Here is a 21,276-nt window from a genome sequence, read left to right on the forward strand (position 1 = left end):
CTCAAATTATAAACAAAGAGCAACAGACCCTAATATAGGAAATACTGATATGAAAATTGCATTAATGATGGAAAACAGCCAAGCCGCCAAAAATCGGATTATTTTAAAAGAGTTGAAAGCGGTTGCCGACACAAAAGGCTATCCGGTGTTCAACGTCGGCATGAGTGATGAAAACGATCATCATCTAACCTACATTCACCTCGGCATTATGGCTAGCATTTTGTTGAATTCAAAAGCCGTCGATTTCGTGGTGACCGGCTGTGGCACCGGACAAGGTGCCATGATGTCACTCAATTTACATCCCGGCGTGGTCTGCGGTTACTGCCTTGATCCGACCGATGCTTTCTTATTTGCCCAAATCAATAACGGCAACGCCTTAGCACTGGCTTTTGCCAAAGGCTTCGGTTGGGGGGCGGAACTGAACGTACGTTATATGTTTGAAAAAGCCTTTACCGGCGTAAAAGGGGAAGGCTATCCACTCGACCGTAAAGAGCCACAAGTCAGAAATGCCGGCCTCTTAAATCAAGTCAAAGCCGCAGTGCTGAAAGAACATTATTTAGACGGCTTGCGCGCAATCGATCCAGAGCTGATCAAAACTGCGGTCAGCGGCGAACGTTTTCAACAGTGCTTGTTTGAACATGGGCAAGACAAAGAAATCGAAGCCTTCGTGCGTGATATTTTGAACCGATAACCCCTCTCAAAAAGCCGACTACCCCAATACGTTGGCTTTTTATTATTTTTACAAATGGAAACAAGCCCATGAAAAATAATCTTGCCGTGATTGGCGAATGCATGGTTGAACTGCAAAAGTGCGGTCAACACTATCGACAAGGATTCGGCGGCGACACGCTGAATACCGCACTTTACTTCTCAAGATTGACCCAACGCACCAGCAATCAAACTGCTTATGTTACTGGTGTCGGACGCGACGGCTTCAGCCAAAATATGCTGGCGGCATGGGCAGCGGAAGCAATCAATACTGAGTTGGTGTTTGAACTGCCGCAGAAACTGCCCGGTTTATATGCCATCGAAACCCGTGACGACGGAGAGCGCAGCTTCCACTACTGGCGCAATGATTCTGCCGCACGCTACTGGCTGCGCCATATCAGCGCTGATGAACTCACGCAAAAATTAAGCGCTTACCAATGGATTTATCTAAGCGGCATCAGTTTGGCGATACTGCCGGACGATTGTCTGGAAAAACTGTTCACGGTTCTGAGTGCTTGCAAAAAGTGCGGTTGCCACATCGCCTTTGACAACAACTACCGCCCCGCGTTATGGGAGAATAGCACCAAGGCACAACAAGCCTACCGTACGATTTTATCCTTGACCGATATGGCTTTTCTCACTTTCGATGACGAAGTGCAACTGTATGGCGATCAGCACGAAGCACAAGCAATCGACCGCACTTTGGCACTGGGGGTGCAAGAAGTTGTGATCAAACGCGGCGCCGACAGTTGCATTGTCGTTACGCCACAATCACGCCACGAACTGGCACCGCAGAAAATCGACAACATCATCGACACCACCGCCGCCGGCGACTCTTTCAGCGCCGCTTACCTCGCCGCCCGACTTAACAACGTCAGTATCCCTGAAGCCATCCTTGCCGGACACCAACTGGCCGGCATAGTGATTCAACATCGAGGTGCGATTATTGATAGGGAACTTATGCCGCTACCATAGCCAATGTATGCGGCAACTATAGTCGTGACGATAAAAGAAACATAAAAGGAAAAAGCCATGAAGAAAATAGTTCATCTTATTCTGCCTGCTACCATTTTAATGTTTCCATTCAGTATATGGAGCAAAACATCAGAGCCTGCGCCAATCATTTGGCAAAGTATTACCTTTGGACAATCCACCGATTTAAATTTCGGCTCGACAATTCTGCCGGAGAAAGTTAGCACCAATGAAACGTTGGTCAACGCAACTCCGGTTACTCCCGGTCCGTTAGCACCCAGTTTTACCCTTGAAAGTCGTGGCGGAAAGCTCGCCAATTCTCACGAGGGAGTCACATTTTATTATACTGAACTACCGGTAAACACCAATTTCATTCTGTCAGCCAACATCACCCTTGAACAGCTTGGACCAGAAACCGGTGCCAATCCCAATCGGCAAGAAGGTGCGGGAATCATGGTGCGTGATATTTTAGGCAAAGCACGCGAAGTGCCGCAACCGATTGGCTATGAAGAGTTTCCCGCAGCCTCTAATATGGTAATGAATTTTATCCGTTCACACAGCCGCGACGCTGATGGAAAAATCAATATCAATGCGGCTTATCGTGAAGGCATACAAGATCCGTGGGGAACCGCAGGCAATCGGATATATCGCCAAGATTATGTTGAAGGAATTGATTTTTCAAGCAAATCTCCATTCCATTTAACTTTGGAAAAGACTGATCAGCAATTCATTTTTGGTTATCAACAGGGCGAAATCAAACAACAGATCACGTTAGAAAAATTAACGCCGGGGATTCTGGCACAGCAAAATCCGGAAAAACAGTATCTGGGTTTCTTTGCCTCTCGCAATGCCAAAATCTCAGTTCAAGATGCCACTCTACAAACCAGCCAAGGAACGGATTTAAGCCCAACTTCCTTTTCTACACCAGCAATTCCGGTTTTACTGACTCAAGCCTCTGCGAGCATTACAATCGGTGATAGCTATACCTTCCAAGCTCGGGCAAATTATGACGGGCATTTCAGTCTGTGGCAGGATAATCAAATTGCAGTGCAAAATGTAACCGTAAAAGCCGGTGATTTTTTTAGCCATGCATTAAGTATTACTACGCCATCTTCAGAAGTGAAAGTGCGGTTTGTACCTGATCTTCCTCAAGGAGAAAAGGAAGCACAAGAGAATACGATTACCGTCCGCAAGTCTTCGGTTCTTTTAGAAGATCCAATGAACCTACATGTTGCGGTGGACGGCACTTCACAAGGCAACGGTACATTGGAGAAACCTTTGGATCTTACTTCCGCCATTCAGTGGCTGCCTCCGGGGGGCACTCTCTTTTTACAAGCCGGAGATTACCCCGCTTTAACTTTACCAAGCCAAAGCAGTGGAACAGCACAAGCTTACAAAACTCTCAAAGGGAAAAATGCAAAAGTGCGGTTTATCGGTGAGGTACTTCACCAAGCTAGTTTCTGGCATGTTGAAAATATTGAAGTTGCAGGTGCCAGTCTGATTGTACAGGGCAGCTATAACGAATTTCGCAACATCACCACGCATAGTGCACCGGACACCGGATTTCAAATTACTTCACCAGAAGGCGTCGGGCGTGCCTTGTGGGCTAGCCATAATATTGTAAAAGACAGTATTAGTTTTAATAACATGGACAAATCACAAATCAACGCTGATGGCTTTGCTGCCAAGATGCGGGTTGGAGATGGCAATACCTTTATTCGTTGTATTTCCCACCACAATATTGATGACGGCTGGGATCTGTTCAATAAAGTCGAAGACGGCCCGAATGGTGTCGTGACTATTCTGGATTCCATCGCTTTCATGAACGGGCAAACCTTACAAGTGCAAAGCAAGAGTGCCTCCATCGGCAATGGATTCAAATTGGGTGGCGAAGGCATTCCGGTTGCCCATATTGTTAAAAATAGCTTAGCTTTCCATAATAATATGGACGGGTTTACCGATAATTTTAACCCCGGCGCTCTATTGCTAGAAAACAATCTGGCGATTGACAACCGGCGTTTTAATTATCTGTTCCGTAAAAGCCCCTATGAGAAAGCATCATTGCAAGGCACATTTATCAATAACCAATCATTCCGCTTTTACCAACCAAGCCCGTATCCTGACGTGGTTAATGGTAATCAAATGATTAATAATGACTTTTTACTATCCACAACGGCAAAAAATGCAAAAGTGCGGTATCTAAACGAACTACAAAAATTATCCAAAGTCGATTATTCACAAACGATTCCCGGTTTGAAAGAAGCTAAAGCGGTTCAAACCTTGCTAACCGATTGATTACTTAGTTATTAGGGCTGATTAACACTATTTTTCAGCTCTTTTTTTTCATCAAAAAACATTATGAAAATTTATTTTTATAAAAATAAAACATAATTTTGATTACCGTCACAGTATTTTTCATTTTTATGATGTATGATTTTAAAAAATCAAAACAACGTTTCGAGGTGAATATGAATATTGATAATATCGTCATAGCCGGTTATTTCATTTTAATTGCCGCCATCAGTCTGATTTTCAAAAAAATGGCTAGCAGTAGCACCAGCGACTACTTCCGTGGTGGTGGTAAAATGCTGTGGTGGATGGTTGGCGGCACTGCATTTATGACTCAATTCTCCGCTTGGACTTTCACCGGCGCCGCCGGAAAGGCATTCACTGATGGTATATCGGTTATCGCCGTGTTCGTCGGGAATATGGTCGCTTATGTTTTTGCTTATTTTTGGTTTGCCCGCCGCTTCAGACAAATGCGGGTCGATACACCAACAGAAGCTGTCGGACGCCGTTTTGGTTCGGTTAATGAACAATTTTTCACTTGGGTTATCATTCCACTCAGCGTGATTAACGCCGGGGTTTGGTTAAACGGCTTAGGCGTGTTCGCTTCTGCGGTGTTTAATTCCGATATCATCACCACCATTTATGTTACCGGTGCTGTCGTATTATTAGTTTCGTTACTCAGTGGTGCTTGGGGGGTTGTGGCATCGGACTTTATCCAAATGTTGGTGGTAGCCGTGATTTCGATCGCTTGTGCGGTGGTTGCCTTGGTCATGGTCGGTGGTCCCGGCGAAATCGTACGCGAGTTTCCGGGCAGCTTTGTAATGGGCCCGGATATGAATTATCCACTGCTGATTGTCTGTACTTTCCTGTTTTTTGTAGTCAAACAGTTGCAAAGTATCAACAATATGCAGGAATCTTACCGCTTCTTAAACGCCAAAGATTCTAAAAATGCCAGTAAAGCTGCAATTCTCGCTTTAGTGTTGATGCTATTTGGAACCGCTATTTGGTTTATTCCGCCATGGGTTTCCGCCATTATCTATCCGAATGCCGCCGCAGAATATCCACAATTAGGCAACAAAGCCGCTGATGCTGTTTACTTGGTGTTTGCTCGTAATGCGATGCCGTTGGGTACCGTCGGATTACTGATGGCTGGGCTATTTGCCGCCACCATGTCCTCAATGGACTCGGCCTTGAATCGCAACTCCGGTATTTTTGTCCGCAGTTTCTATGCCCCGATTGTCCGTAAAGGACAAGCCGACGACAAAGAACTGCTGCGCGCCGGTCAAGTAGTGTGTATTGTCAATGGTATCTTGGTTATCTTAATGGCACAGTTCTTCAACTCATTAAAACACCTCAGTTTGTTTGATTTGATGATGCAGGTTGCCACCTTATTACAATCGCCAATTTTAGTGCCATTATTCTTAGGCATCATCATTCGCAAAACACCAAAATGGGCGCCTTGGGCAACAGTAGTGGTGGGAATGTTGGTTTCTTGGTCGGTGGTAAAAGTCTTCACCCCTCAATGGGTTGCCGGCTGGTTTGGCGTTGACAACTTAACCGGTCGTGAAATTTCCGAACTTAAAATCATCATTACCATTGCTGCCCATCTATTCTTTACCGCAGGCTTCTTCTGCTTGACCACTCTGTTCTATAAAGCAGAAAATGATCCGTATAAAGCGACAACTGCCGCCTTTTTTAACGATGTAGATACCGAATGTGTTGCTGAAGACGGACAAGATGTCGTTGACCGGATGCAACGCAAAAAATTAGGCACACTGGTTACCTATATGGCAGCGGGTTTGAGCTTGATGATTTTGATTCCAAATCCGTTGTGGGGAAGACTGCTCTATCTTTGCTGCGCCCTGACCATCTTTACTATCGGCTATCTACTCAAACGTAGCGCAGAAATGAAGTAGCTTTGCAGTAACCAATATTGACTTGCGGTATGCTTGAATGCCACACGCATACCGCACTTTAGGAGTAAAAACTATGGCTAAAGGACAGCAAATCCAATTTGAATTTGAATCATTTCTTGATTCAGATACCAAGATTGAAGTGACACGGCTGACACCAAAAGAGGTTATCTGTCATCGTAATTATTTTTATCAGAAATGCTTTACCCAAGACGGCAGTAAGTTGCTGTTTGCTGGAGATTTTGATGGCAACCGAAACTATTATTTACTGGATATGCACAGTCAAATCGCTACACAACTCACCGAGGGTAAAGGCGACAATACCTTTGGTGGTTTTATTGCAGATGACGATAAATCATTTTTTTATGTTAAAAATGACACCAATTTATGTAGAGTGGATCTGCAAACCTTGCAAGAAACGGTAATTTATACCGTCGATAATAATTGGAAAGGTTATGGCACTTGGGTGGCAAACTCAGACTGCACTAAGCTGGTCGGAATTGAAATCCTAAAATCCTGCTGGCAGCCGTTAACCGATTGGGAGAAATTTAAAGCCTTTTACCACACCAAACCAACCTGCCGTTTAATCCACGTGGATATTTTAAGCGGCGAGGTCTCCGTTATTCATCAAGAAAACGCTTGGCTCGGACACCCGACTTACCGCCCTTTTGATGACAACACAATCGGTTTTTGCCATGAAGGCCCACACGATTTAGTCGATGCTCGAATGTGGTTGATTAATGAGGACGGCAGTCAGCTGAGAAAAGTGAAACAGCACCTGCCGGGCGAATCCTGCACCCATGAATTTTGGTTGCCGAACGGCGCCAAAATGGCGTATGTCTCTTACTTCAAAGGGCAAACTGAACGAGTTATCTACACTGCTGATCCGATGACATTGGAAAATACCCGTTTGATGGTGATGCCGCCATGCTCACATCTGATGAGCAATTTTGACGGCAGTTTAATGGTCGGTGACGGCTGTGATTCTCCGGTCGATGTCGATGATAGCGCTAGCTACAATATTGAAAATGATCCGTTTTTATATATTTTCAATATCAGACAAAAGCAAAGCTACAAGCTTGCCAAACACAGCACTTCTTGGGAAGTGCTGGACGGTGATCGCCAAATTACCCACCCTCACCCCTCTTTTTCACCCGATGACAGCCAAGTGCTGTTTGGTAGTGATTTCGAAGGCGTACCGGCGATCTATTTGGCAAATGTACCTGCCAGCTATCGTTAATCTCGTCTATGCCACTAAAAAAGCGCCATCTCTGGCGCTTTTCTCTGATACTCTTGCTATAAACGTTTACTAAGCCACCGTTAAGCCACTTTAGTCACGTCCCAAAAATCAATTGCGGCATTGATCACGGGTTTGCTGATGCCGCTGCGGATTGCGAAATCGCCAAAACTTTCATTGCTTTGGCGGTTTTGTGCCCAGTCTCCGATCCAACCGTCCAGTATCGCCAGGATTTCCACTTCGGTGATATTTTCTTTAAACAGGCGTGGAATGCGGGTGCCGGCTAGGTTGCCGCCCACATGCAGGTTATAACGCCCGATGGCTTTGCCGACCAAACCGATTTCCGCCAACATCGCTCGTCCACAGCCGTTCGGGCAGCCGGTGACTCGCAACACGATCTGCTCCTCCGCCACGCCGTGTTTGGCTAAAATAGAATCCACCTGATCGATAAAGTGCGGTAAGAAACGCTCGGCCTCCGCCATTGCCAACGGGCAAGTCGGCAAGGAGACGCACGCCATACTGTTTTCCCGTTGTGGCGTCACGCTGTCGTCAATCAGTTTATATTGCCGGGCGATTTTTTCGATGTTAGCTTTATCACGGGTGGCGACGCCGGCAACAATCAGATTTTGATTCGCCGTCAAACGGAAATCCCCTTTGTGAATCTTAGCAATTTCACGCATACCGCTCTTTAATGGTCGGTGCGGGAAATCAAGCAAACGCCCATTTTCAATAAACAGCGTTAAATGCCATTTTTTATCTTCGCCCTGCACCCAACCGATCCGATCGCCCCGTTCAGTAAATCGATAAGGACGGATCGCTTGCAATTTAGCGCCGATACGGGTTTCGATCTCTCTGGTGAAGGTCTCCATGCCGACCCGCTCGATGGTGTAACGCAGTTTGGCATTTTTACGGTCGCTGCGGTTGCCCCAATCCCGTTGCGTCGTGACCACCGCTTCGGCACACGCCAGCACGTTTTCCAAGCCGACAAAACCTAACTCTCTCGCCGTATTCGGGTAGGTTTTAGGGTTACCGTGTTCCATTGACAAGCCGCCGCCGACCAGCACGTTGAAACCGACCAATTTACCGTTTTCACCGATGGCGACGAAATTCAGATCGTTGGCGTGCAGATCCACATCGTTATGCGGTGGGATCACCACGGTGGTTTTGAATTTACGCGGCAGGTAATTTTTGCCCAACACCGGCTCGGTTTTATCACTAGACTCTTTCAACAACGGTTTTGACAGTTCGGTGGTAAACACTTTTTCGCCGTCCAACCAAATATCGGCATAAGCGGTGGTTTTTGGCAACAGATGCTCGGAGATTTTTTTCGCCCATTCGTAGGCTTCACGGTGCAGATCACTTTCCACCGGGTTCGAGGTGCACAGCACGTTGCGGTTGACATCGCCGGCAGTGGCAATCGAATCCAAGCCCAAGTGGTGCAACCACTGGTGCATTGGTTTGATGTTCTGTTTCAGTACGCCGTGAAACTGGAAAGTCTGGCGGTTGGTTAAGCGGATACTGCCGTAGTTGGTGTGTTCAGTGGCAAATTGGTCGATGCCCAGCCATTGTTTCGGCGCAATGATACCGCCCGGCAAGCGACAGCGCAGCATCACATTTTTATTCGGTTCTAATTTTTGCTCCAAACGTTCGGCACGAATATCGCGATCATCTTGCTCGTACATACCGTGAAAACGGATTAGCTGGAAATTATCTTTCACGAAACCGCCGGTCAGTTGTTCGTTGAGATCATCGGCAATGGTGCCGTGCAAATAGTCGCTGTCACCTTTGAGCCGCTCATTGTCAGCTAACGGTTTGGCTTTCCACTCCACTGCTTTTTCTGGTGTTTTTTTATCGCTCATGTTGTTCACTCCCATTCAAATGCTTAATACACATCACGCTGATAGCGTTTGTTTTGCCGCAGTTCGTCCAGATATTCATCCGCCTCTTCCGCACTGAGTTTGCCCTGTTGCGCAATCACGTCTAACAACGCCTGTTCCACCTCTTTTGCCATGCGCGAAGCGTCACCGCAGACATAAATATGCGCCCCTTGCTGCAACCATTGCCACAGGCTTTCCGCTTGTTCACGGATTTTGTGCTGCACATAGATTTTTTCGGCTTGATCGCGCGACCAGGCAAAGTTGTATTTGTGTAAATAGCCTTCCTTGGCAAACGTCTGCCATTCAATTTGATACAGAAAATCGTCGGTGAAGTGTTGGTTGCCGAAAATCAGCCAGTTTTTGCCTTGTGCCTCTACTGCCGCCCGTTGCTGCACAAAGGCGCGGAACGGCGCAATGCCGGTGCCGGCGCCGATCATGATAATCGGGGTGTCGTTGTTTGACGGCAAGCGGAAGTTGTCGTTCTGTTCAATGAATATGCGTACTTCGCCGTCTTCTTCAAGCCGCTGTGCCAAATAGCTTGAGGCTGCACCAAACCGGGTTTTGCCTGCATAAGCATATTGCAGCAGCCCCACGGTTAAATGCACCTCCTCGCCCACCTCCTCCTGTGCGGAGGCGATTGAATATAAGCGTGGCGTCAATGGTCGCAACAGACCAAGCAACTGCTCGGCACTGAGCACAAACGGATAGGCTTGCAGCACCCCGATAATCGGTGTGGTTTGGATATACGCTTGAATCGCAACCGCACTTTTCACCTGCTCATTCAGTTCGGTGTTATTTGCTAAATCGGCATAACCTTTGACAAAGTGCGGTGTGTTCTGGGTGATCTCCAACGACTGCAGCAATGCGCTGCGAATGCTGACTTCGGCGCCGTTCAACCGCACTTTTTCTTCGCCGTGCAGCGAAACTGCCTGCAGGATCTCTGCCACCAGTGCCGGATCATTGTTGAACCACACCCCCAGCGCATCGCCCGGCTGATAGTGCAAACCTGAACCGGAAAGGTCGATTTCCAAATGGCGCACATCTTTTTCCGAGCCGCGTGCCGTGATTTTTTGTCGCACCGCCAAAGTTGCCGGAAACGGATTCTCTTTGTTATAAATTAAACTTACCGCACTTGCGCTGTTTGCTGTGCTTGCCGCAGGGGCTGCAACCGCACTTTGGTTTTGAGTTTGGTTTTTCTGCTGTAACAATCGGCTGATCTGTTCGATCCAAGTGTCGGCAATCGCTTGATAATCCAGATCGCAGTCCTGCCGCTCTAATAGTCGTGTACCACCCAATTCTGCCAGCTTAGCATCAAAATCTTTGCCAGCCTGACAAAAATCCGGATAGGAACTGTCGCCCAAACCCAGCACGGCAAATTCGGTATTGCTCAAATTGGGGGCTTTTTTGCCAAACAGATATTTATGCAGGCTGACCGCCTCCTCCGGCGGCTCACCGTCGCCTTGGGTTGACGTCACCAGCAACAGCAACTTTTCATCGGCGAGATTTTTCGGTTTGTAATCCGCCGCTGCAACCAGTTTGACCTCGACACCGCTTGCCACCAGTTTGCTTGTTAACTGCTCCGCCACTTTGCGCGCATTGCCGGTTTGCGAGGCTGAAATAATCGTCACCGGCAATGGCTGAAGTGACGGCTGAAGTAATGGCTGAAGTGCGGTTGGTAGCGCACTTGCTGCTTGCGAAACCGCACTTTGCCCGCCTTGTCTGTTTTGTGCTTCGCTCCAGCAATAGCCGGACAGCCACGCCAACTGTAACGCATCCAGCGTGGCAAGGCTGCTGTTGAGTTCCGGCGACAGTGTTAAATTCGTTGTTTTCTCAATCTTCATCTGATCCCCACAAACGCAATATTATTCAAAATCTAAAATCATACCTGCCGCCACCGTGTGGTAAGTCGCTTCATCAATCAAAATGAATGAACCGGTGGCGATATTGTCCTGATAGCAGGTGCAGCAAATCGGCTTTTGTAAGCTGAGTTGCACTTCCCCCAAATCATTCATATTCAAGCTGTGCGATTCGCTTACCTTGCTCAAGGTATGGACATCCAGCACCTGCTCGACCTTGTTGATCTTGGCAAATACGGTTTGGGTGCTGTGTTTTAGCAGGTATTTGCGTGCCGGGTTCAGCGCCCGCTCATCGAACCAACACAAGGTTGCCTGCAGTTTCTTATTGGCTTGGGTGCCGGAATCGACTGCCAGTAAGGTATCGCCGCGTGAAATATCAATGTCGTCGCTCAGGCGGATCGTCACTTGCTCTCCGGCTTGTGCGGTTGCAACCGATCCATTCGGGCTGAAAATTTTGCTTACCGTGCTAATGCGCCCGGCCGGTTCGATCCGCACCGGGTCGCCAAGTTTGATGCTGCCGGACTCGATCCGTCCCTGATAGCCACGAAAATCATCTTGCTTATCACTATCTAAACGCAGCACCAACTGCACCGGAAAATGGAAATGCCGGGCATCAAGGGCGACATGCTCATTACTTGGCAATGCCTCCAAAATACTTAACAGCGGTTCTCCTTGATACCAAGGAGTGTTGGCGCTGGTATGAACGATGTTGTCCCCCTGCAAAGCGGAAACGGGAATGAAGTGGATGTCCTGATGTAAGCCCAGTTGCAGCGCCAACGTGCGGTATGCGGCACAAATTGCCTCGAATTTTGCCTGTGCAAAACCCAGCAGATCCATTTTATTCACCGCCACCAAGATGTGCGGGCAGTTGAGATATTTCAGGATCGCAGAATGGCGTTTGGTTTGTGGCAGCAACTGTAATGGCGCTTGCTTGAAATCCAGTTGCGTGGCATCAATCAGCACCACCGCCGCATTGGCGGTTGAGGCGCCGGTCACCATGTTACGGGTATATTGCTCGTGCCCCGGCGTATCAGCGATGATAAATTTGCGCTTGGCGGTGGAAAAATAGCGGTAAGCCACATCGATTGTAATGCCTTGTTCACGCTCGGCTTGCAAGCCGTCGGTCAGAATGGAGAAGTCGATCACTTCGCCGTTGTTTTTCGATTTGTCCAAGCTCAACAGTTGGTCGCTGAGCAGCGCTTTGCTGTCGTACAGCAACCGCCCGATTAAGGTGCTTTTGCCGTCATCCACACTGCCGGCGGTGATAAAACGCAACGGAGCGTATTGGTTTAAACTGGTCATGATGGTGTTCCTTTTATTCATTTTTATATTCTCACGCCTTTTAAGACTGAAATGAGCGAGAACAAGGCGCAAAGCGCAGTCGAAGTGGGACTTCGGCGAGCATTTGCAACGCCGTTATCGTCTTATTTCAGACTTAAAAATACCCTTGTTTTTTGCGCTGCTCCATGGCGGCCTCACTCACCTGATCGTCTAAACGGGTGGCGCTGCGTTCCGAGATTTCAACCACCGCCGTTTCTTGGATAATCTCAAGTGCGGTGGCGGCAGTGCTGGCGACCGGGCAGGTGCAGCTGATGTCACCGACGGTGCGAAAACGCACCGATAACACTTCGCTGCTGTCGTTGGCAGCTTTGGGGGTGATCGCTGTCACCGGCACCAATAAACCTTTTTTACGCACCACTTCCCGTTGATGGGCGTAATAAATCGACGGTAATTCCAATTTTTCACGGGCGATATATTGCCAAATATCCAATTCCGTCCAGTTGGAGATCGGGAACACCCGCATATTTTCGCCTTTGTGCAGTTTGGCGTTATACAACGACCATAATTCCGGACGCTGTGCTTTCGGATCCCACTGTCCGAATTCGTCACGGAACGAGAAGATCCGCTCTTTGGCACGCGCTTTCTCTTCATCACGACGTGCCCCGCCCATCAAGGCGCTGAAGCCGTGCTCTTCGATGGTTTCCAACAGCGTCACCGCTTGCGCCGCATTGCGAGAGTCGGTGGCTTTACGCAACACCACCGTACCTTTGTTGATCGAGTCTTCGACATGCCCGACTATCAGCCTGGCGTTGAGCTTCGCCACCTGTTGATCGCGAAATTCGATCACTTCAGGATAGTTGTGCCCGGTGTCGATATGCACCAGCGGAAACGGCAAATTCAATTCACGTCCTTGCAGTTGAAAGGCTTTACGCGCCAATGCCAACAACACCACCGAATCTTTTCCGCCGGAAAACAGCAGCGCCGGTTTTTCACATTCGGCGACCACTTCGCGGATAATATGAATCGACTCCGCCTCCAGCCAATCCAGATGGCCGTCTTGTAATGGTTGTGCAGTGTTTGTCATAGTATTTCCTTTTATTCTTTTGTTTGTGATTCAGGCTGACTGGGTGTGCAAACCGCACTCTTTACTGTCTTTATTCTCCCACCACCAGCGTCCGGCACGAATATCCTCGTCGACTTTCACCGGGCGGGTGCAGGGCTCGCAGCCGATACTTGGGTAGCCTTGCTGATATAAGCGGTTGTACGGCACTTGGTGGTGCAGGATATACGCCCACACGTCCCGTTCCGACCAATCGAAAATCGGGTTATATTTGGCGATTCGGCGTGCCTGATCCCGTTCGCTGAACGGCAGTTCTGCGCGTGTGACCGACTGATCGCGCCGTTGTCCGCTCAACCAAGCATCCGCCGCTTGTAACGCACGGTTAAGCGGTTCCACTTTGCGGATAAAACAGCACTGCTGGCGCTGTTCCACACTGTGATAAAATGCATTTTCCCCTTGAGTATGGATATACGCCTGCACCGCTGCCGCTTGTGGAAAATAGCGCTGTAAAGTCAGATTGGGATAGCGTTGTTCGACCTGTTCGAGCAGCGCTAAGGTTTCCGGGTTTAACCGTCCGGTATTCAGAGTAAACACCTCGATTGGGATACCGCACTTGGCAATTAAATCGGTGATCAGCATATCTTCCACCGCCAAACTGCTGGCAAATTTTGCGGTTTGATGCCGTTCGGCAATCTGTTTTAATCGTTCGATCAAGATCTCGGTTTTGTGCGCCAATTGCTGTTGCACCGGGTGTGCAATCGTCGGAATTTGCCATAAATTCGGTTTAAACATAAGGAGTCCTTTCACTGCTTGCTCAAGCGATTTTCTTTAATGGTTCAGATGCTTCAAACGATTGCAATTCGTTGTTCGGCTGAAATAGTTGCGGCTCGGTCAGCACAAACTGCTGTGCTGCTTCGCCAAACCATGCCAAGTGCGGTTGCAGCGCCACCACTTCGCCAATCACGATCAATGCCGGTTTCGGAGCCTGTTCGGCTAACACTGCCAACTGATGTAATTGCCCGGTTTGAACCGTTTGCTCCGCCAAAGTGCCGTTGCTGATCACCGCAACCGGCGTATCTGCACTGCGCCCGTGCGCCTGTAACTGGCGGCTCAGTTCCGCCGCTTTAATCGTGCCCATGTAGACCACCAGCGTTTGCTTGCCTTGCGCCAACGTTTCCCAGCGCAGCTTGTTGCCGTCCGGCTGGCAATGTCCGGTGATGAACATCGCCGTTTGCGCATGATCGCGGTGAGTCAGCGGAATCCCGGCATAAGCCGTCGCCCCCAAAGCGGCGGTAATCCCCGGCACCACGCTGAACGGAATCTTATGCGCTTTCAGCACTTCCAGCTCCTCGCCACCTCGTCCGAACACAAACGGATCACCACCTTTCAAACGCACCACACGCTTGCCTTGCCGGGCGTAATCTACTAATAATTGATTAGTATCTTGTTGTGCCACACAGTGCTTGCCCGCACGTTTGCCGACAAACACTTTGTCTGCATCGCGCCGCACCAATTCCAACACCTGATCAGAAACCAAGGCGTCATACAACACCACATCCGCCTGCTGAATGGTTTGCAAGCCTTTCAAGGTCAATAAACCGGCATCGCCCGGGCCTGCACCAACTAACGCCACTTCACCGATAACCGGATAATCTTGATTGAGTTGCCGTTGCAGCAGCTGTTCCGCTTGGGAAAATTGTTGATTTTCGGTTAAACGTTGAAAAGTCGGGTGATTAAACAATTTTTCCCAAAAACGGCGCCGTTGGGTCAGTTGCGTCAACCGCACTTTGACTTTTTCCCGCCAGCGCCCGGAGATTTGCGCCATTGCGCCTAAATTCTGCGGCAACAGGGCTTCCAATTTTTCGCGTAATAAACGTGCCAACACCGGGGCGGTGCCGCCGCTGGAAATCGCAATTTGAATCGGGCTACGGTCGATAATCGACGGAAAAATATAGCTGCAATGCGGTTGATCATCGACCACATTGACCAAGCGCTGCGCCTGTTCTGCCGCCAAAAAAACCTGTTGGTTCAATTGGTTGTCATTGGTGGCGGCAATCACCAGATAGACCGAGCGCACTTGCTGCGGGTCGAACTCCTGAGCCAGCCATTCCAGCCGTTGTTGGCTAGCCCATTGCTGCAAAGTGCGGTTCAGCGTGTGTGCCACCACCTGCACCTTGGCTTCGGCTTTCAGCAAGGCGGCAATTTTGCGTTCAGCAATGTGTCCGCCGCCGACCACCAACACCGGACGCTGTTTTAAATCGACGAAAATCGGTAAATAGTTCATGTGACTCTTCCCACTATTGGCTTAAATAGAGCTGATCGAACAAGGCGCCGTCAGCAAAATGTTGTTGGTTGATCATCGCCCAATCACCAAACACCTGATTGACATTAAAAGTTTGCATTGGCGGAAACCGCACTTGGTACTCGTTCAAAATCGTCGGATTACTTGGACGGAAATAATTCTCTGCCGCCACACGTTGTGCATGCGCCTGCCATAAAGAAGCGATAAAATCCTGTGCCGTTTGGCTGTTGTGATGGCGTGCGGTATTTTTTGTCACTTCTGCCACAAACACATCGACATTCGCGCTGTAACTCGGATACACCATTTCAAATTGATCGGCACCCAGTGCGTGGGCTGCCAAACCGGCTTCGTTTTCCGGTGTCACCAGCACATCACCAATTTGGCGTTGAGTGAAGGTGATACTGGCGGCGCGTGCGCCGGCATCAAATATCGGAATATTTTTCAGTAATTTACGCATAAAGTCGTGGACTTGCGTTTCGCTGTGATAATGCTGTTTGGCATAACCCAACGCCGACAGATAGGCATAACGCCCGTTGCCGGAGGTTTTCGGGTTGGCAAAAATGACGCTCACCCCTTGCCGCGCCAGATCATTCCAATCGTGAATCTGCTTAGGATTGCCTTTACGCACCAGAAACACCGTGACGCTGCTGAACGGAATCGCTTGATTTGGGTAGCGCTGTTGCCAGTCTGGCGCGACCAAACCGCTCTCTGCCAACAGATCGACATCATTTTGCTGATTCAACGTCACCACATCAGCAGGCAAACCGTTGCGCACCGCAATCGCCTGTTTGCTCGCGCCGCCAAACGATTGCGCAATATTCAAGCGCGCCTGATGCTGTTGTTGATAGGCTTGGATATACAGCGGATTGTATTGTTTGTAGTAGTCTCGAATCACGTCGTAAGACACCACTAAAATGGAGTCATCAGCCATAGCGCTAAAACTCAGTACGCTTGCCAGTAAAATCTGCCATTTTGTTGTTTTTGCTGCTCTTTTCATGTCTCGAAACCATTTTCAATTGACTGAACCGACACCGTATCCGGCTGGTGACTATGGGGGATAGTTATAAAATAATTCGTTTATGCCGAAAAATAATAAAAAGTTATAAATTAGTTGGTTTTAGACTATAAGAACTAAACCGCTTATTTTTGCAACTTGTTATTCTTTTTAGTAATAAATGAGAATTTTATGTTCTTTGCTTATTGGTTTTTGCTCCGCCATAGTGATATGCCATAAGATTCTGAAGAAGTGGATAACGGCATGAAATGGTTGAAGACAAGTGCGGTATTGCCCGGTTTTAAAAGCAGTTTGACGATCACCCTGTTGTGGGTCGGCGGCATGGTCATTTTGCCGTTTGTGATGCTGTTGCTAACCACTCTTCAATTAGAGTGGCATCAATTTTGGCAAACCGTAACCAATCAACGGGTGCTTGCCTCGATTGGGCTGTCATTAAAGCTGGCACTGTTTGCCACCATGCTGAATGTGGTTTTCGGCACGATCGTCGCCTGGGTGTTGGTGCGCTATCAATTCAGAGGCAAAGCGTTGCTCAATGCGCTGATCGATCTGCCGTTTGCATTGCCGACCGCCGTTGCCGGCATCGTGCTGGCCAGTTTATATGCACCGAACGGTTTATTCGGCCAGCTGTTTGCGCCGCTCGGCATCAAAATCGCCTTCACGCCATTAGGCATTGCCATTGCGTTGGTCTTCGTCAGTTTTCCGTTTATTGTGCGCGCAGTACAACCGCTGTTGAGCGAATTGGACAGCTCGTTGGAAGAGGCGGCAACCACTTTAGGGGCGGATCGCTTTACCATTGTGCGCCGAGTGATCTTACCCGCACTTTATCCGGCGTTGATCGGCGGGGCGGGAATGGGCTTGGCACGCTCGCTCGGCGAATACGGTTCGGTGATTTTTATCGCCGGCAATCTTCCGCTGGTCTCAGAAATTGCGCCGCTGATTATTATGTCCAAATTGGATATTTACGATATGCAAGGGGCGGCAGCCGTGGCATTTTTGATGTTGCTGCTTGCCTTTTTGTTGCTGCTGGCAGTCAATTTGTGGCAGTGGTATCTCAACCGTCACACACTCAGTAAATAACGAGGTCAAGATGATTCATCCACAATATCAAGAAAGCCGCTATTGGCGCTGGTTGTTGATTGGTATCAGCCTGCTGTTTTTAACCCTGCTGTTGCTCGTGCCACTGTTGGCGATTTTTTATCAAGCACTAGCCGCAGGTTTGCCGACCTTTTGGCTCGCCCTGCGGGAAACCGAAGCCTTGAATGCCATTAAATTAACTTTACTGGTCGCATTAATTTCACTCCCGATCAATGTATTTTTTGGTTTAGTGATGGCATGGTTGCTTAGCAATTTTGATTTTAAAGGTAAAAATCTTCTTACCACGTTGATTGACTTGCCACTGTCGGTTTCGCCGGTGGTGGCGGGTTTAATGCTGGTGTTGCTGTTTGGGATAAACGGTTTATTCGGCGTATGGCTGGACGCCAACGACATCGAAGTGATTTTCGCCTTGCCGGGCATAGTATTGGCGACCCTGTTCGTCACCTTTCCGTTGGTGGTGAAATCACTGCTGCCGACGTTGAAAAGTTTAGGCAATAGTGAAGAACAGGCGGCACTCACATTAGGCGCCTCATTTTGGGCGATTTTTTTCCGAGTCACGCTGCCGAAAATCAAATGGCCGCTACTCTATGGCGCTATTCTCGCCAATGCACGGGCGATGGGCGAATTCGGGGCGGTCAGCGTGGTCTCGGGACACATCCGCAACCAAACCAATACCATTCCGCTGCACGTTGAAATTCTCTATAACGAATATCAATTTACTGCGGCTTTTGCCTGCGCCAGTTTGTTGGCATTGCTCGCGATTCTGACCCTGTTATTACAAAATGTAGTGGCCTATCTGCAACGAAGAAAACGCCGGCAACACACCAGATTAAGCGATTATCTGCCTGACACGGCGATTGAAAGTGCGGTTTAAGGAAAAAATATGTCTGTGACGATTCAAAATTTAAATAAACATTTTGGCGATTTCGCTGCCTTAAAGAATATTAATCTGGAACTCAATGTCGGCGAGTTGACGGCATTGCTTGGCCCAAGCGGCTGCGGCAAAACGTCATTATTGCGAATTATCGCCGGTTTGGATTTTGCCGATTCGGGCAAGATTTGGTTTGCCAATCGTGAAGTCACCGAACTGAGTGCAGCACAACGCAAAGTCGGGTTTGTGTTTCAACACTATGCGCTGTTTCGCCAGATGACGATTTTTGATAATGTGGCATTTGGTTTACAAGTACAGCCACGCCGTGTGCGTCCAAGTAAAGCCGAGATTGCAGATCGGGTGTTCAAGCTGCTACACTTGGTGAAATTGGAACATTTGGCACAGTCGTATCCTGATCAACTCTCCGGCGGACAACGACAACGGGTTGCATTGGCTCGTGCCTTGGCTGTGAAGCCTGAAGTACTGCTGCTGGATGAACCCTTCGGGGCGTTAGACGCCCAAGTGCGCAAAACCTTGCGCCGCTGGCTGCGCACGCTGCAACACGAATTGAATATTACCACCGTTTTTGTTACCCACGATCAAGAAGAAGCGTTAGAAGTCTCGGATCGAGTGGTGGTGATGAATCAAGGCAGAGTCGAACAAGTGGATCTGCCACGGAATATTTACTATGCACCGCAAACCGAATTTGTGACCGAATTTGTCGGTGATACCAATGTGTTTCATGGACATTTAGAACAAGATCAGTTAATTATCGGCGAGTTTATCCATCAAATAAAAGCCAACGGCAAACCAAACCACAACCACGGCTCAACCACTGCTTATGTACGCCCGTATGAGTTGACGTTATCGCGCCACAGCAAAAATGCGTTGGCAAAAGGCGAAATCAGCCACATCTACAATATCGGTTTTTTAACCCGGGTGGAGATTCACAGCAACCAAAGCCAACAGCCGATTGAAGTGCTGCTGACCCAAGCCCAATTCCAACAACAGCAATACCAACTGGGCGAAACCGTATTTTTGATTCCGGATAATTTGAATCTGTTCCAGAATATGAATTTATAATATTTGAGCTGGCTAAGTGCGGTCAAAACCGCACTTGGCTATTTATTGCTGACTATCCTCAAGCTGTTTTAGCTCGCTTTGTGCAGTGCGCAAGGCATCGTCAAACAGTTTAAACATATTATGCTCGCCAATCAGTTGGATAATCCCACCACGACGCAGCTTTTGCGTAACACTGTAATTTGCACCGGATAGCATTACGTTGACCCCTTGTCGCTGTAAATTACAAATCACATTCTCTAAACTCTGAATGCCGGTCATATCAATAAACGGCACCCATTTTAGGCGGATAATCAAATATTTCGGATAGGTCTGACTGTCTGCTAAAGCTCGATCAAAATTTTCGACCGCCCCAAAGAAAAAAGGCCCGTCCACGGTGAAAACCAACAACTCTTCCGGCAACGCCTCTTCGCCGGTGTGCGCCAATAGATCGGCTTGTGATACCCGCTTGACTTCAACGCTGCCTGCCATGCGCCGCAAAAATAGCAGCGTGGCAAGAATCACACCGATATTCACCGCTACCACTAAATCGGCAAACACGGTTAAACCAAAGGTAATCAGCAAAATCGCGACATCGCTTTTCGGCGCACGCTTGATCATTTTAATAAAACGCTTGGCTTCGCTCATATTCCAAGCCACCACAAACAGAATGGCAGACAGCACCGCCAACGGAATATGCACTGCCAAAGGCGCCAATACCAATAAAATCACCACTAACGTCAGACAATGGACAATGCCGGCAAGCGGACTGGTTGCACCGTTACGGATATTGGTAGCGGTACGTGCGATTGCGCCGGTGGCAGCAAATCCGCCAAACAGCGGTGCAGCAATATTGGCGATACCCTGCCCGACCAGCTCTTGATTGGAGTTATGCCGCGTACCCGCCATACCATCAGCGACCACCGCCGATAACAGCGATTCAATTGCGCCTAACATTGCGATGGTAAATGCTGGACCAATTAATTCGATGATCTTGGTCCAGCTCACACTCGGCAGTTTAAATTCAGGTAGCCCCTGTGGAATACCGCCAAAAGCGGTGCCAATGGTTCTGACACCGTCAAATTGAAAGATAAACTGGACAATACTGATCAATAATAATGCAATCAAGGGACCTGGAATGCGCTTCAAGCCGGGGATGTGGGAACTGTATAAAACGACAAATAACGCCAAAATAGCTAAAAGTGCGGTTGTCGGATGAAATTGTGGCAGCACTTGCAACAAATTCCACAATTTTTCATGAAAATGGACACCCTCGACAGCCGGTAAACCAAAAAAATCCTTCCATTGTCCGATCCAAATAATCACTGCAATCCCGGCTGTAAATCCGACAATCACCGGCGCAGGAATATATTTGATGATGGCGCCCATTTTACTAAGCCCGAAAGCCAATAAAATAACCCCCGCCATCAAGGTCGCAATTTGCAATCCCTCAATCCCATACTGCGCAGTAATACCGGCAAGCACCACGATGAAAGCACCGGTCGGTCCACTGATCTGTAAGCGACTGCCACCAAAAACGGTAGTACAAAACCCGGCAATAATCGAGGTATAAATCCCTTGTTCCGGCTTCGCACCGGAGGCAATCGCAAACGCCATTGCCAATGGCAACGCAACAATACCGACAATCACGCCGGCGATAATATTATTTAACCAATGTTTTCGAGAAAATAGGCCGCTCTTATAGGCTTCGGTGATGGCGAACATTCGGACTGTCCTTTTG

Annotated in this window: 16 protein-coding genes; 8 read left to right on the forward strand and 8 right to left on the reverse strand. The window is 48.5% G+C overall.

What is annotated here, in order from left to right; all coding sequences use genetic code 11:
- Positions 1 to 49: 49 nt before the first annotated feature.
- The 5 genes from FHQ30_RS11095 (at position 50) to FHQ30_RS11115 (ending at position 7,122) form a co-directional block, all read left to right on the forward strand.
- Entirely contained in the window at positions 50 to 691 is a 642-nt protein-coding gene (locus tag FHQ30_RS11095) for an RpiB/LacA/LacB family sugar-phosphate isomerase (RefSeq protein ID WP_139611426.1), read from the forward strand.
- 68 nt (positions 692 to 759) lie between these two features.
- Positions 760 to 1,683 (forward strand): 2-dehydro-3-deoxygluconokinase, encoded by a 924-nt coding sequence (kdgK, locus tag FHQ30_RS11100; RefSeq protein WP_139615141.1) that lies wholly within the window; start codon positions 760 to 762, stop codon positions 1,681 to 1,683.
- A gap of 57 nt (positions 1,684 to 1,740) precedes the next feature.
- On the forward strand, positions 1,741 to 3,975 hold the full coding sequence (locus FHQ30_RS11105; RefSeq protein WP_267963829.1) for a right-handed parallel beta-helix repeat-containing protein: 2,235 nt from the start codon (positions 1,741 to 1,743) through the stop codon (positions 3,973 to 3,975).
- 173 nt (positions 3,976 to 4,148) lie between these two features.
- Positions 4,149 to 5,885 carry a sodium:solute symporter family protein gene (locus FHQ30_RS11110; RefSeq protein ID WP_139611424.1) on the forward strand — a complete coding sequence of 579 codons (1,737 nt, stop codon included), beginning with the start codon at positions 4,149 to 4,151 and terminating at the stop codon, positions 5,883 to 5,885.
- Positions 5,886 to 5,958: 73 nt separating this feature from the next.
- Positions 5,959 to 7,122 carry an oligogalacturonate lyase family protein gene (locus tag FHQ30_RS11115; RefSeq protein WP_139611423.1) on the forward strand — a complete coding sequence of 388 codons (1,164 nt, stop codon included), beginning with the start codon at positions 5,959 to 5,961 and terminating at the stop codon, positions 7,120 to 7,122.
- Positions 7,123 to 7,202: 80 nt separating this feature from the next.
- Here FHQ30_RS11115 and cysI read toward each other — a convergent pair whose 3' ends face one another.
- The 7 genes from cysI to FHQ30_RS11150 all read right to left on the reverse strand — a co-directional run bounded on the left by cysI (position 7,203) and on the right by FHQ30_RS11150 (position 16,492).
- A complete protein-coding gene (gene cysI / locus FHQ30_RS11120; protein ID WP_139611422.1) occupies positions 7,203 to 8,978 on the reverse strand; it encodes an assimilatory sulfite reductase (NADPH) hemoprotein subunit in 1,776 nt (591 codons plus the stop codon).
- 23 nt (positions 8,979 to 9,001) lie between these two features.
- Positions 9,002 to 10,837, reverse strand: a complete 1,836-nt coding sequence (cysJ, locus tag FHQ30_RS11125) for an NADPH-dependent assimilatory sulfite reductase flavoprotein subunit (protein WP_139611421.1) — start codon at positions 10,835 to 10,837, stop codon at positions 9,002 to 9,004.
- A gap of 21 nt (positions 10,838 to 10,858) precedes the next feature.
- Positions 10,859 to 12,154, reverse strand: a complete 1,296-nt coding sequence (locus FHQ30_RS11130; RefSeq protein ID WP_139611420.1) for a sulfate adenylyltransferase subunit 1 — start codon at positions 12,152 to 12,154, stop codon at positions 10,859 to 10,861.
- 133 nt (positions 12,155 to 12,287) lie between these two features.
- Positions 12,288 to 13,217 carry a sulfate adenylyltransferase subunit CysD gene (cysD, locus tag FHQ30_RS11135; protein WP_139611419.1) on the reverse strand — a complete coding sequence of 310 codons (930 nt, stop codon included), beginning with the start codon at positions 13,215 to 13,217 and terminating at the stop codon, positions 12,288 to 12,290.
- A 30-nt stretch (positions 13,218 to 13,247) separates the two neighbouring features.
- Positions 13,248 to 13,985 carry a phosphoadenylyl-sulfate reductase gene (locus FHQ30_RS11140; RefSeq protein WP_139611418.1) on the reverse strand — a complete coding sequence of 246 codons (738 nt, stop codon included), beginning with the start codon at positions 13,983 to 13,985 and terminating at the stop codon, positions 13,248 to 13,250.
- 22 nt (positions 13,986 to 14,007) lie between these two features.
- Positions 14,008 to 15,477: a siroheme synthase CysG gene (gene cysG, locus FHQ30_RS11145; protein ID WP_139611417.1), complete on the reverse strand. Its 1,470-nt coding sequence runs from the start codon at positions 15,475 to 15,477 to the stop codon at positions 14,008 to 14,010.
- Between the two features lie 13 nt (positions 15,478 to 15,490).
- Entirely contained in the window at positions 15,491 to 16,492 is a 1,002-nt protein-coding gene (locus FHQ30_RS11150; protein ID WP_139611416.1) for a sulfate ABC transporter substrate-binding protein, read from the reverse strand.
- A gap of 261 nt (positions 16,493 to 16,753) precedes the next feature.
- On the opposite strand from FHQ30_RS11150, the gene cysT reads away from it, so the two are divergent.
- The 3 genes from cysT to FHQ30_RS11165 are packed head-to-tail and all read left to right on the forward strand — an operon-like array spanning position 16,754 to position 19,559.
- Positions 16,754 to 17,587, forward strand: a complete 834-nt coding sequence (cysT, locus tag FHQ30_RS11155; RefSeq protein WP_139611415.1) for a sulfate ABC transporter permease subunit CysT — start codon at positions 16,754 to 16,756, stop codon at positions 17,585 to 17,587.
- A gap of 10 nt (positions 17,588 to 17,597) precedes the next feature.
- Entirely contained in the window at positions 17,598 to 18,479 is an 882-nt protein-coding gene (gene cysW, locus FHQ30_RS11160) for a sulfate ABC transporter permease subunit CysW (RefSeq protein ID WP_139611414.1), read from the forward strand.
- 9 nt (positions 18,480 to 18,488) lie between these two features.
- Complete coding sequence (locus FHQ30_RS11165) at positions 18,489 to 19,559, forward strand: sulfate/molybdate ABC transporter ATP-binding protein (protein ID WP_139611413.1); 1,071 nt, start codon at positions 18,489 to 18,491, stop codon at positions 19,557 to 19,559.
- A gap of 42 nt (positions 19,560 to 19,601) precedes the next feature.
- Here FHQ30_RS11165 and FHQ30_RS11170 read toward each other — a convergent pair whose 3' ends face one another.
- Complete coding sequence (locus FHQ30_RS11170; protein WP_139611412.1) at positions 19,602 to 21,260, reverse strand: SulP family inorganic anion transporter; 1,659 nt, start codon at positions 21,258 to 21,260, stop codon at positions 19,602 to 19,604.
- Between the last annotated feature and the right edge of the window lie 16 nt (positions 21,261 to 21,276).

The organism is Testudinibacter sp. 'clade 2', assembly GCF_006227735.1.
GTDB lineage: Bacteria > Pseudomonadota > Gammaproteobacteria > Enterobacterales > Pasteurellaceae > Chelonobacter.

Bases quoted from the DNA above. Each gene is read 5' to 3' on its own strand.
- FHQ30_RS11095 (WP_139611426.1), top strand. From the start codon at position 50: ATGAAAATTGCATTAATGATGGAAAACAGCCAAGCCGCCAAAAATCGG.
- kdgK (WP_139615141.1), top strand. From the start codon at position 760: ATGAAAAATAATCTTGCCGTGATTGGCGAATGCATGGTTGAACTGCAA.
- FHQ30_RS11105 (WP_267963829.1), top strand. From the start codon at position 1,741: ATGAAGAAAATAGTTCATCTTATTCTGCCTGCTACCATTTTAATGTTT.
- FHQ30_RS11110 (WP_139611424.1), top strand. From the start codon at position 4,149: ATGAATATTGATAATATCGTCATAGCCGGTTATTTCATTTTAATTGCC.
- FHQ30_RS11115 (WP_139611423.1), top strand. From the start codon at position 5,959: ATGGCTAAAGGACAGCAAATCCAATTTGAATTTGAATCATTTCTTGAT.
- cysI (WP_139611422.1), bottom strand. From the start codon at position 8,978: ATGAGCGATAAAAAAACACCAGAAAAAGCAGTGGAGTGGAAAGCCAAA.
- cysJ (WP_139611421.1), bottom strand. From the start codon at position 10,837: ATGAAGATTGAGAAAACAACGAATTTAACACTGTCGCCGGAACTCAAC.
- FHQ30_RS11130 (WP_139611420.1), bottom strand. From the start codon at position 12,154: ATGACCAGTTTAAACCAATACGCTCCGTTGCGTTTTATCACCGCCGGC.
- cysD (WP_139611419.1), bottom strand. From the start codon at position 13,217: ATGACAAACACTGCACAACCATTACAAGACGGCCATCTGGATTGGCTG.
- FHQ30_RS11140 (WP_139611418.1), bottom strand. From the start codon at position 13,985: ATGTTTAAACCGAATTTATGGCAAATTCCGACGATTGCACACCCGGTG.
- cysG (WP_139611417.1), bottom strand. From the start codon at position 15,477: ATGAACTATTTACCGATTTTCGTCGATTTAAAACAGCGTCCGGTGTTG.
- FHQ30_RS11150 (WP_139611416.1), bottom strand. From the start codon at position 16,492: ATGAAAAGAGCAGCAAAAACAACAAAATGGCAGATTTTACTGGCAAGC.
- cysT (WP_139611415.1), top strand. From the start codon at position 16,754: ATGAAATGGTTGAAGACAAGTGCGGTATTGCCCGGTTTTAAAAGCAGT.
- cysW (WP_139611414.1), top strand. From the start codon at position 17,598: ATGATTCATCCACAATATCAAGAAAGCCGCTATTGGCGCTGGTTGTTG.
- FHQ30_RS11165 (WP_139611413.1), top strand. From the start codon at position 18,489: ATGTCTGTGACGATTCAAAATTTAAATAAACATTTTGGCGATTTCGCT.
- FHQ30_RS11170 (WP_139611412.1), bottom strand. From the start codon at position 21,260: ATGTTCGCCATCACCGAAGCCTATAAGAGCGGCCTATTTTCTCGAAAA.